10 protein-coding genes are annotated in these 12,229 nt (G+C 32.4%); 3 read left to right on the top strand and 7 right to left on the bottom strand.

Annotation, left to right across the window (positions count from 1 at the left end):
• Positions 1–3: 3 nt before the first annotated feature.
• Genes ACODST_RS24745 through ACODST_RS24755 form a run of 3 tightly spaced genes read right to left on the bottom strand, consistent with a single transcriptional unit; the run spans position 4 to position 2,762 of the window.
• Positions 4–1,005 (bottom strand): hypothetical protein, encoded by a 1,002-nt coding sequence (locus ACODST_RS24745; protein ID WP_488934769.1) that lies wholly within the window; start codon positions 1,003–1,005, stop codon positions 4–6.
• Positions 1,006–1,050: 45 nt separating this feature from the next.
• Positions 1,051–1,983, bottom strand: coding sequence for a hypothetical protein (locus ACODST_RS24750; protein ID WP_488934770.1), 933 nt, complete (start codon positions 1,981–1,983; stop codon positions 1,051–1,053).
• A 50-nt stretch (positions 1,984–2,033) separates the two neighbouring features.
• Positions 2,034–2,762, bottom strand: a complete 729-nt coding sequence (locus ACODST_RS24755) for a hypothetical protein (protein WP_488934771.1) — start codon at positions 2,760–2,762, stop codon at positions 2,034–2,036.
• Positions 2,763–2,965: 203 nt separating this feature from the next.
• On the opposite strand from ACODST_RS24755, the gene ACODST_RS24760 reads away from it, so the two are divergent.
• The 3 genes from ACODST_RS24760 to ACODST_RS24770 all read left to right on the top strand — a co-directional run bounded on the left by ACODST_RS24760 (position 2,966) and on the right by ACODST_RS24770 (position 5,445).
• Positions 2,966–3,991, top strand: a complete 1,026-nt coding sequence (locus tag ACODST_RS24760; protein WP_488934772.1) for a hypothetical protein — start codon at positions 2,966–2,968, stop codon at positions 3,989–3,991.
• A complete protein-coding gene (locus ACODST_RS24765; protein WP_488934773.1) occupies positions 3,969–4,880 on the top strand; it encodes a hypothetical protein in 912 nt (303 codons plus the stop codon). Before ACODST_RS24760 ends, ACODST_RS24765 begins: the two co-directional genes overlap by 23 nt.
• Before the next feature lie 151 nt (positions 4,881–5,031).
• On the top strand, positions 5,032–5,445 hold the full coding sequence (locus ACODST_RS24770; RefSeq protein ID WP_488934774.1) for a helix-turn-helix domain-containing protein: 414 nt from the start codon (positions 5,032–5,034) through the stop codon (positions 5,443–5,445).
• A gap of 130 nt (positions 5,446–5,575) precedes the next feature.
• Here the strand turns inward: ACODST_RS24770 and ACODST_RS24775 are convergent, their stop codons facing one another.
• From ACODST_RS24775 to ACODST_RS24790, 4 genes are all read right to left on the bottom strand, one after another.
• A complete protein-coding gene (locus tag ACODST_RS24775) occupies positions 5,576–6,352 on the bottom strand; it encodes a hypothetical protein (protein WP_488934775.1) in 777 nt (258 codons plus the stop codon).
• Between the two features lie 155 nt (positions 6,353–6,507).
• The gene (locus tag ACODST_RS24780; protein ID WP_488934776.1) at positions 6,508–7,656 is read right to left on the bottom strand and encodes an IS4 family transposase; all 1,149 of its coding nucleotides are present in this window, start codon (positions 7,654–7,656) and stop codon (positions 6,508–6,510) included.
• A gap of 119 nt (positions 7,657–7,775) precedes the next feature.
• Positions 7,776–8,255, bottom strand: coding sequence for a hypothetical protein (locus ACODST_RS24785; protein ID WP_488934777.1), 480 nt, complete (start codon positions 8,253–8,255; stop codon positions 7,776–7,778).
• Positions 8,255–12,223 carry a DUF6443 domain-containing protein gene (locus ACODST_RS24790; RefSeq protein WP_488934778.1) on the bottom strand — a complete coding sequence of 1,323 codons (3,969 nt, stop codon included), beginning with the start codon at positions 12,221–12,223 and terminating at the stop codon, positions 8,255–8,257. The genes ACODST_RS24785 and ACODST_RS24790 overlap by 1 nt, the downstream gene beginning before the upstream one ends.
• Between the last annotated feature and the right edge of the window lie 6 nt (positions 12,224–12,229).

The raw sequence follows: 12,229 nt of genomic DNA on the forward strand, positions 1-12,229 counted from the left end.
AAATTATTTGGTTAGAATGGTTTGAATTTTATTTTCAAGAGTTTCAATTTTTTTATTCTGTTGTAAAGTATATTTTGTAAGTTCTTCCATTTTTTTATTCTGCTCGATCATGTAAAGTGTCATTTCCTCAATCTTTTTCAGCAGGCTCATGTTCATTTCAGCGAGCATTAAACCATTTTTTTCGATCTCCTTTGCAGAAGGGATTTCCGGTAAGTGTTTATTCTCGTTTATATAGTCCTCTACTTCATTTAAAGTTTTAAGTTTATAATCGTTTTCAAATACATAATCGGGAACTAACGCCCCAAGCATATCAACTTTAACTTCCTGTGTGTGTATTTTTCCTTTTACGGTTAATTTTTCATCGGGAGCAGTTGTACCAATCCCTACATTTCCATTGATATTTACAGCCAGTTTTGTAGTGTAAGCCAGACTTGCTTCAGACGCCGCAGGATCTGCAGTCTGAATTAACAGACCATTCATTCCTGTATCAGTACCGGCATACAGCCTTACTCCAAAAGAATTAGAAGCGTTTGCATGGGTGATCATTTCCAGACCGGTTCTTCCGTTTCCGTACTGTCCAAGTTTAATTTCTTCAAAATTATAAGTACCGGGAATACTTATTTTATAGTTTTTGTTGTTTGCATAATTTCCAAGCTGTATAATATTTTGCGGATTATCTGTAGCAATACCCACATTACCATTAGGTAAAAACGTCATGTATCTGTTGTTATGATCAACACCTATATAACTATTAATAAGAGAAGCGACTCCATTGTTAGTAGATCCAAGAGAACCAAAACAAATATAATTTTGGGTATTGTTCTCGTTTGATATAGAATATCCTCTTGCCCAATTTGTGGTTTTTCCGGGAAAATTAGCCATGATTTTTACGCCATAAGCTGGGATATCAGTACCAATTGATACATTGTTAAAGGTAGTGTTTTGAGCAGCTGCCGTAAAATTTATAAAAAGGAGCGTAATAAGTATAAGGTTTAATCTTTGCATGATATAGTTATGTTTTCGTTTTATGAAAAATGATTTAGAAGTAGTTTAGTTTATAGTAAAATTAAAAACCGTACTTCTGGCACTCTGATTTCCGGCTTCATCAAATGATTTTATAAACCAGTAATACGTTCCGGTGGTAAGGGTTTTGTTATACGGACTGGTTCCCCTGTCTTTGAAATTTAAATTGGTTAAGGCACTTTCGGTATACACATAAATACTGTCTCTTTCAGTACTTCCCGGAACCGCCGTTCTGTTCCATTGAAAATTAATGCTGGTGGCAGTTGTAGTACTTGCATTTGCAGGACTGGATGGAACTGGAGTATTAGGAACTTTTGTGTCTACCAGAATAGATCTTGAAGTATAAAGAGTTTGTGCCGTTCCATTGTCGGCTCGTACTTTCCAGGTATATTTTCCGTCTTCAAAAGTAAAATTCAGGAACATGGCTTCAGAATTTTGCTCTTTTACCAGAGTGCTGTTTTCATCCAAAATTTGAAGCTGATAACTTGTCGCACCAATAATGGCATCCCAGGATAATTTTTGAAGCGCAGTTTTGGTGGTCAGATTATTCGCTGGAGTTAATAACACAACGGTATTATTTTGAAAATCATCATTGTTTAAAATTTCAAAACTTCTGGTAAAATAAGCGGTTTCATAAGCACTGTTAACCGCTCTTACTCTCCATTGGTATTTTCCAATGTTTAATTGCTGGGTATAGGAATTTTTAGTAACCAGAGTATCTGTAACAATCTGTTTGGGAGCTTCAAAACTGGGTGTTGCGATCTGCAGCTGATATTTATCGGCATTTTCAACTGTTTCCCATGAAAAGGTAACTCCGGATGCAGATAAAACAGCATTATCTCCGGGCGCCGTAAGTGTTACTTCCTTTTTTGAGATGTCATCGACCATTAAGATTTCTTCGCAGGAAATGAAAAGCAGGAAGGATAGGAATGAAAAATATTTTAATGAAGTTTTAAGCATAATAAGTGTAAATAGGCTTTGTGGATATATTTTTAGTAAGAGTCAAAAGACTACATGTCGAACAAATCTTTGTTGTTTTTTTTTTCGGTTATTTTACGTTTGGTAATTCCGGAACAGCTGTTGTTTTCATTTACAATATCAGCCACATTCCAGGTTCCTTTATTCGATTTTACCCAGCAGAATGAACTCACCTGATAAGCAACAATAGTTTCCGGGTTAATATCGATCTGGTCTGTTTTTTTTCCGGATTTAAATAAGGCAACCGTGTATTTTTTATATTGATTGTTAGTTAAATAAAAAGCATCTGATTGTCTGATTTTAGCAATTTCGTCTACAGGAAGACTTACAGCAAGACTGGAGATTATTTGTAAGTTTTGAGTATCTGTTAATAGTTTTAAAATGCTGGCGTTGTAATCATCATTAATTTCCTGAACCAGACCGGCAATATCTAAAATTTTAATAGTTACCAGTTCCGGTTTAACCGGCAGACTGTCTATAAAAGCAACTTTAGTCTGATTTTGGTTGTATTTGGCTTTAGACTTATAAATTTTGTTTAATTTTTTATTATACGGAACAACCCCAATTTCTACGCGAATATTGTTTTCCAGTTTAGGAAGTGCTTTTGGTTCAAAGGTGTTTAAATTGTATGATAATTTAGATGTTCCGATACTCCCTAATTCTACAACTGAAGACGAAAATTTATAATTGTCATTTTTGATTTTGGTAGTCTGGCAGGCACTGCAGGATATTAAGATCAGGACAATAATTTTTTTTAACATAATATATTTTTAAATAATTGGAAAAGGCTTTCAATAATAACTCAAATGATTTTTCACGTACTATTTTAAGTATTATTAATTTAACAAATCTAAGAAAATAGCTGTAATATATTGTTAAAATTGTTTCTTTTAATTTTTTATAAAAAGATATTAATTATTAAGTAATATCCTATATTTGTTTAAAGTTTTTAAAACCTCCCAATATGAAAAAAATATTCTTTCTGATCGTTTTTCTAGTACTTCAGAATGTACAAAGTCAGACTTTTTCTACCAATCTTACTCCTGTGGGCTGGGAGCATAATATGCTGTTTAATGCAGCTTCCCGTTACAGTGTTACTCAGCAGGGACCAGCAGTTAATCTGCCCATGTTGTTTGATGGCGGAATGTTTCCCAATTATTTTTCAGGAGTAACTCCTGCCAATCCGGCGATCATTTTAATTGAGGGGCTGACGGGCTATCATACTCAATCAGGAGCATGGGTAGGCTGGACGACACGTTATCTGCCTGCGACCCGGTTTAAGATAGAAGGATATGACATTTATGAGTCTGCAAATATCTGGAGAGTTATAGCAGATTATTCGGCCGTTGATTATCCGAATTTTAATTTTTCTGTCCAAATTCCGGTGGGAGGAATTTATACTAAATTAAGGTTTACCTTTTATAATGGTCAGGACTATAACGGAGCGAGTTCGACAGTAGGGCTTTCGGAATTATTTTTTATTCATCCGGAAGCTACCTCTCCTTATTCAGGATTATTATCCAGTGCAATAACAGGCTGGCAGAATAACGGCAGTAACTTGAGTTATAATCTGGGAAATGTGGGGATTGGAACTTCTGTGCCTGAAGCGAAATTAACCGTTGCCGGAAATATTGCCTCACGCGAAGTAAAAGTAAGTGTAGATGCTGGAGCCGATTTTGTTTTTGATAACAATTATGATCTTCCTTCTTTAGAGTTTGTAGATCAGTTTATTAAAGAAAAGAAGCATTTACCCCAAATTGCTTCTGCAGAAGAAATGCAGAAGAATGGGATTAATTTATCTGAAATGAATATTAAACTGCTGCAGAAAATTGAAGAACTGACTTTATATATCATAAATCAGAATAAAGAGATGGAAATTCTAAAAAAACAAAATGAAGTTAATATCTTGATCCCGGAAAAAATACAGGAATTACAAAATGAAATTTATAAATTAAAACTCAATAAAAATGCTAACGATCAAAAAAAGTAACTTTTTAAGTTCAATTATTATTACGCTGTTTTTCAGTTTCTTATCCTATGCACAAGATACTCATTTTGAGTTAACACTTAACCCTCCAAAATTTCCTGATGCAACTCCAAACCAGGCTGTAAATATTCAATTTCCAAGTATTCCTCTGTGGGGATGGTTTGAAGTAACTATTACCTCAGGTTTTAGTAATCAATTGGCAACAGGAAAAGTAACCAAACGATTTCAAATAGGCCATAATGTTGGCGGGTACTTTAGCCAGGCAACAGAAATCCCTACAGCGTTTGGACCTGTAGCGGATCAATGGCATATTGGCGATTTTAATCATGATACAAACAGTATTCCTATTTATCACTTAGTAAGTACGGGAAATCTTTTAATTATTAAAATAGAAGGTGTCATGGTAATAACTGCTGCAAATGTTGATTTGTTAAAATCAGGTACTACAGTAAGTTCTTTGCAGACTGTTCCATTCACAGCAACCCGTCATTATACCAGTATCATGCAAGACAGGGTAGGAATAGGTACCAAGAATCCTGACAGTGCACTGGCTGTAAATGGGGTAGTTCATTCTAAAGAAGTAAAGGTAGATATGACCGGATGGCCGGATTACGTATTTAAAAAAGAGTATGAACTGCCAAAGTTAGAAGAAGTAGAGAAACACATTGCAGAAAAAGGCCATTTAAAAAATATTCCAAGCGAAGAGGAAGTACTGAAAAACGGCATTAATCTGGGAGATATGAACGCAAAACTCCTGCAGAAAATAGAAGAACTGACGCTGTATATGATCGATGTAAATAAAAAAGTCGACGATCTTAAAGTGAGCAATGACAAATTTATTGAAGAGAATAAACGGTTAACCGAAAAGGTGAGGAGTCTGGAGAAAAAATAATATTCTTAAAATTTAAAATTGTAATTTTGTTTAAATGTGCCAATAAAAGTATCACATTTTTTATCTGGCTGTTTTGATCTGTATAGTATAAAAAATAATACGTATTTTACAGATAACTTTATTTAGTATTCTTAATTGTTACCTTTAAATTATGAGCGCACTAACAAAACCAAACCATATAGGGCGAAAAATAAGCCGTATTCGTGAATTAAGAGATATGAAACAGGAAGCTCTGGCACAGGCTTTAGGTACCAACCAGCAGGCTGTTTCGGCTATGGAAAACAGTGAAACTCTTGACGATGATAAACTGGCACACATAGCAAAGGCACTTGGTGTAACTGTAGAAGCCATTAAAAATTTTTCGGAAGAAGGTGTGATCAATTATTTTAATACTTTTGGAGATAACAGCTTTACAAATGGAGCATTTAATGCAAGTCACTGTAATTTTAATCCTCTTGACAAATTAGTTGAAGTTTACGAAGAAAACAAGAAACTTTACGAACGTTTGCTGGAAGCCGAAAAAGAAAAGAATGCTTATTTGGAGAAATTACTAAATATGAAATAAGCTTTTTAGATATTATAAACAAAAAGAGAGATCATTGGTCTCTCTTTTTGTTTATTAATAGAATTGCAATCTACATGAGAGTTTGTGGTAAAGCTTACAGTTTAAATAAGAGCAGACATATATATTCTAACTAGTTTCTACTAATATTAAATTCTATAGTTGTTTTTATTTTGTATACTGGTACATTATTATTCAAATCATAAAAAATCAAACTATTTTCATTTTCAGAATAATAAGGAGATGCAGTCATGTATTCAGGTTTAATATTTAAGATGCTGTATTTTTCTTTTTCTACGGAAAATAAAGCAGGTACAAATTTTCCTTTATACAAAATTTGATCATATATATACTTTCCATTTTCTAATACAACAATAGATTCACCTGAAATGTTTGACATAATTTTGCTGACCTGTTTTTTATCTTTTAAATTAACACTATATAAATCCGCATTTGCATAATCTAAATTATCATCATGTTGTAGGGAATAGAATAAAAAACCATTTAATATTGAATTAACATATCCTTTTATACCAAAATCAATAATCTGTCCTTCACTTAAAATTTTTATGAATTGATTTTTATCCGTAACATATACGAGTCCATTGCTGTCAATTGATACATATGATGTTGAGATCGCATATACAAATTCTTTACCTTTAGCAGAAACAATCGTTTTTTCTTTTGTTGAATATATAATATGATCGTTATTAACTAATAGTACATTGTAATTATTAGGGTAATTCGTTAGAAATTCAAAGTTGTCTTTGCGGATGTATAATTTCTTTTCTTTGAAAGAATCAAAGACAGGTTTGTTATTAATATAGCCAACAAAAACTTTTGGATTTACTGTTAATGAAAAGGCGTTAAATGAAATAAATACAAATAGTATTAAAAATTTTGTTTTCATAATTTAATTTTTTACAGCCCGATAGCTCGGATTTGCAATCCGTGCCCATTCCAAATTATCAAATCTTATTTTTTCTCACAGTTTTTATTTTTTTTTCTCTCACTTTGTAGATATACTTTACGGGCACGGATTGCAAATCATAAGTGTTCGAAACCTTATTTAGGTTTGAGAATGTCGTCGACTTGATTTGGATTACCTCCACATTTTTCTACGATATCTTTGATTATTAAAACTTCTAATTCATTCGCAAATTTTAATTTTGGAATTTTATATCCTTCAAGATTATTCAGTTTTTTATAAACAGTTAGAAGAATTGACATAATTAGAGTCATATACATGACGACCTTTATTCCGTTGACATCTCTGGTTAGTAAATGACTAAAATTCAAGTTTTGTTTGATAAATTTAAAGAAGACCTCAATTTCCCATCTTTGTTTATAAATATCAACTATTTCTTTAGATGTCAATTCTTTACTGTTGCTCAAAAAATAAAATACTTCTTTAGTTTCTTTTTCTTTAGCAATAATCAAACGTAAAAACTTTTGGGTTCTTTTATTTCTTTTGTCAAATAATACTACCTGTAAATCCTGTTCTATGATTAGTCGTTCTGTTTCATTTTCAATAATGTTTAATTCATTTATTGTTTCGAAACGAGTATAATTATTAAGGCGTGTTACAAAAATTAAATCCTCGCTACTAAGTTCTTCAAATGTGGATCTAGCTTGTAGACCTCTATCGAAAACTAAAATATTATCAGCACTTGATGGACATTCTTTGATTAATTCCTTTAATGCAAATTCTTCTGAAAGAAACTGTTGCTGTGTGAATATTTTAGAATGAATTGGCACATTTGAAAATGCCATACTGAATTTTACATATTTCTTATCTCCCTTCTTATTAAGCTTCATTCCATCCTTCAATAATTTTGATGAAATTGCAATCATCGTGGAGTCAAAAGAAATGATATTATGTTTTTTCTTTAAATATTTAGTTTGAAATTGAGCAAGACAACTATTAAAAATTGCTTCGAAATAATCAGGATTAATAGCGACAATCCTGTCTCTTATTGAATTATACTTTACTCCCTCGAAGCTATTATTTGCAATATTTTTGAAAGCTAAAGAATGATAAAACTCCTCCATTACCCGAAGGCTGTTTTCTCTGACATTTAACATTGAAAACAATAACAATTGAAATATTGTTTGTCCGTCAAGCTTCTTAACCTGATGATCAACTTTATATTCCAATGATAATTTCTCTAATTCAGCCTTGGGAATGTAGTTTAGAACATCAGAAACTTTCATTTTTTTTAGCTCAAAAATAACTATTTTTAAGGTTTCGAACACTTATGATTGCAAATCCGCGCTATCGGGTCTCTTTGCAGAGTGGAAGACTAGTTTTAAAAGTCCCAAAAAGACATAATCTACAAAGAATGAAAGATTTTATAATAAGTGATATTTAACTTCCCATTTGTATAATCAAATGTTTTTGTTTTGAAAACTTTGTTCTGAATTATAACTTCATTTGGAATAGGGCTATTATAATTATATTCTAATTTATTGTTTGATAAGTCTAAAAAAACTAAAGCCTTATAAAAACCATATTCATCAGGATTTGTATCATTGCTTTTTCTTAAATCCTGCCAAATTTGAGTATAATTGTTTCCTCTAATGATTACGCCATTTTTAATGGAAATATTAATTTTTTTAGCAAAATTAGCATCTGGACGATTGGCTTTTATCATGGGATAAAATTCCATATATCGTACAGAACCATGAATCGATTTGGAATACAATAGTACTCCATATCCACAAAAATTATTTACAGGTAATTTTTGCGATATATTATCATTGTTGCAACTATATAATAGTATAGTGAATATAATAAAATAAATTTTTTTCATTATTTTTGAGAATTTATTTGTTTTCTCCTTGTTCCATCAGGCATATTAATAAAATCGCCAATTCTATCTACAGCAAGCTTGCCTACAATTTTATCTGGATTGCCATGAGCTTTTGCTCGTGATTTAGCATGTTCAAACCATTGTTGGTATTGAAATTTATGTAAAGAAGGATTAGAGCTGTTTTCTGCCATAATATTATTTTCAAAACCTTCAAACGGTTTACTCCCAATATGATTGTGATCATTTATATTTCCTCTATAGTCATCATACCTGTCAGCTAAACCAAATAAATGCAAGGTTTCATGAATTACGGTATGATTACTTTTGCCAGAATCAAAGATAATAGCAGTGTTTCCTGTTAACCATCTGTTTTTTAGTTCTTTGTTTGAGTATCTAGTCCAATTACCATGTGAAGTATTCTCATCTCCCTCAGGCTTTGAGTCAAAAGTTAATAAATTTTCTCCAGTTTTTAAGTTTTTCGAATTTTTAGAAGGGTCATACTGATAATTAATATCAACAGAGACGCCTTCACCACCTTTTATATTGTCTTTGGAATATTTATTTAATTCTCCAGCTCTTTTATTATTAGCACCATCTCCCTGAATGTAAACAGTACCACTTATTTTTACACCTAGAAATTTTCCGTTCTTATCATATTGAATAGTCATGATGTAATCTTTGCCATCAAAATCAGCATATCCTACCGGATCGTTATTTACGTATGCGTAAGAAGATTCACTAGTAAATTTTTCAGCCAGAGGGTCCATATTCATCCAGCGACCTAAAGCAGAGTCATAGTTTCTTGCTCCATAATCGTAAAAGTTGAGCCCCAGCTCATCTTGCAATTCTTTCCCGTTATACTTATACTTATTATCAATCCCATTTACAGCAGAATTGTAACCTTTATGCAGTAAACCAAAAGCATAATAGTTACTTTCCTGTACAATTTCGCTATTGTTTACAACGCCATCGTTGTTTTTATCCTGATAGCTTAAACGAATATTGCCCAGATGATCTTTGTATTGGTAAATATAATTATAAATTCCGGCATTATAAGTGACATATCCTTCCGGCTGTGAAAATTGTTTTAAAACATTATTTTCATAAACAAAACTGCCTGCATACTCCGTATTTTCTCCGGTGCTGATTGTTTTACGTTGTTTTATACCCAAAGCATCATAAAAGTAATTTATGGTACCGCCGTTTATTGAAACAGAGGTTGGGAGGTTTAAATGATTGTAACTTATAGCTGTAATTTTTTTGTTGGCGTCGGTTTTCATATTACCATTAGCGTCATAAGTGTATTCAATTGCCTGGCTGCTTCCATTATTAAAACCTTCGGTACTGCCCGAACTGTCTTCTACTTTATCAAGTCTGTTTCCGGTGTAGAAATAACTAAGATTGTCCATTGTTCCAAATACCGTAGCAGTCGGATTAGTGTTTCCAAGCCTCAATAAACTCATAATATTGCCATTCTTGTCGTAACTTAAGCCTTCATTGTATCTTCCGGGATTTACAGCTGAGTTATCTGTTGCCTGTGTTAATCGATTTAATGCATCATACGTATAAGTATAACCTTTTAAACTGGTATCGGCATTAGCGGTTTTCCAGAATGTCTGGCTGATGTTGCCATTGTATAATGAAGTGCCCGATGTCGCATTGTTATAATTTATTTGAAAAGCAAAAAGGTCATTTCCTAAAGCATTTACGTTGTTGATATTTTTTATCCATCCTCGAATATTATAGCCGTAATCTACATTTTGCAGACGGGCCTGGTCTGTTTTTCCTCCAACACCTTTAGATAGCAATTGTCCTAAATTGTCGTATTTATTGTTTACAATTATTTCCTGAGCCTGATTGTTAATTGTTTGATTTTGTGTTACTAAACGTCCTGCATGATCGTAAGAATAAAAATCTTTTATAGTTATCAAAGGATCGCTGCCTTTTTTATGTGTACTGGTTGTTTCTAAAATCTTACTGCCAAAATCAAGTTGTGTTTTTACTGTGCTGGTTACATTTAAATAGTTGTTTTTATTATAATTATATATTATTCTTCCTTTACTATCGTAATAGTTTACAGTAGTTATCCAATTGGCTGTTCCTAAAACACGTACTTGAGAGCAAGTCGGTAATCCTTTAACATTTGCAGCTGGAGTGATACCATAGGCAGAAACTGATGTCCCGCCATCCAGATCAATACCAGAATAATTATCATAGTAATTTATGGTAAAAAGATCGGTGTTTGAACTTGGAAAAGCATTGTTAGAATAATTCACGTTTGTTCCGTTTATGTTTAAAACAGCGGTCTGCTTGTTTTCAAAACTGCTAGTGCTGTTGTCTGCTAAAGTTTGAACTGCGGATCTTGTTATATCTGTAGTATTAGTGTATGCTCCTGTATAAACGGGTCTGTTAAAAGCGTCATACTTGGTAAAAAGCCATTTTTTATCAGCTCTTAAATTTGCGTCCTGTGTTAATACAGGTCTGTCTAACTTGTCATATACAATATATTCCCAGTCTTTACCAGGTAGTTTTTTTTCAACAAGCCTGTTTTTTACATCATACTTGTATTGATAACACAGATTGTTTAAAATAACGGAATCAGGTTCAGTACTGGTGGCTACACAATTTACAGGTAAATTAACAGTAAAAGTAGAAGAAAAACTTGTCGATGGAGCACCAGTAATACTGGTTAGTTTTAATTTTCCATCAATTATACTGGCATTATAATCCCCATTTGATATTAATCCCAGATTGATATCGGGAAGAAGGCAAGGAGTTGTTGGTAAATCTTGTGGAACATTACTTAAAAAAGAGGTATTATATCCACCGCTAAAAACAACTTTTAAAACATTATTTGTAATAGTAACATAAACTGAACCTGCGCCACTAGTAGTTCCTGAAAATACAGACTGATTAAAAGTCTTACTAAAATCATCATAACCAGAAGTAGAAGGGTTTGTTACCAGTAAAGCATCTAAGTCTGTTAAAGGAGGGATTACAGCAATTAAATTACCATATTCATCATAAACATAATAGGTGTCATGGGCTGTATTTGTTAAAATGCCATTTACCTTAGAGGAACCAAAGGTCCTTTTTAAAACAGTGTGCCCCTCTTTATCTATAAACTCATGAGTTGTCTTGTTATTGCCGTCAGAGGGAATCCAGTTTTCATCTTTAGTAATTTTTTTTGCTAATAGTCCACTGGAGTAATAAGGAGAAGCGTAAATTTTGGAATTAATAGTTGTTGTTCCTATTTGTGAAGTAACCAGATATTTTTTTACTTCATTTTCCTGATTGGTTTGATAATCGAGTTTAATTTCATGACCATTTCCTAATCTCCAGTCTGCTCCTGGGGCTGCTTGTTTTATTACTCGGTTAAGAGGAGATTTTTCAAATTCTTTTTCTGAAAATGGGTTAGGTTTTATACTATTTATATCCAGAGAATAATTTGTGATATAATAACTATTTGTATTTGTTATGGCATTATTTCTATAGGATGCCAAATTAACATCAGTATCCATGTAAGGAAGAAACTCTTTTTTCTGTCTTCCTATGGAATCATATGTTACGGCTGTAACTATGTCCTGAATAGAAGGTGATGCCTTTATGCCAATATTTTGCATAGGACGCCCAAGTCCGTCAAAATAAGTTATATTTTCTATAACATCACTGTTTTTGCTTATTTCTAATGCATTATTTAAAGGAGTTTGATATACTCTTGTAAAAATATAATTTTCATTACTAAACGAATTATTACGATAAGCATCTGGATTGATTTTGGCTGTAAAATTGCTTCCGGCTTTAATCCAGGTATTAGCTTTTAAGCTTATACTTTCCGAGGCAATAAGTGTTTCTGTTCCTGTAACGGTATAGTTGTTTTCTTTTACAATGGTTATTGGGGTTTGCGCATGGCTTTTAAGTCCAATTAATAATATGATAAATAAGCTGTATATTGATAGATTTCTCATTGGAAT

The organism is Flavobacterium sp. FG19 (assembly GCF_057809475.1).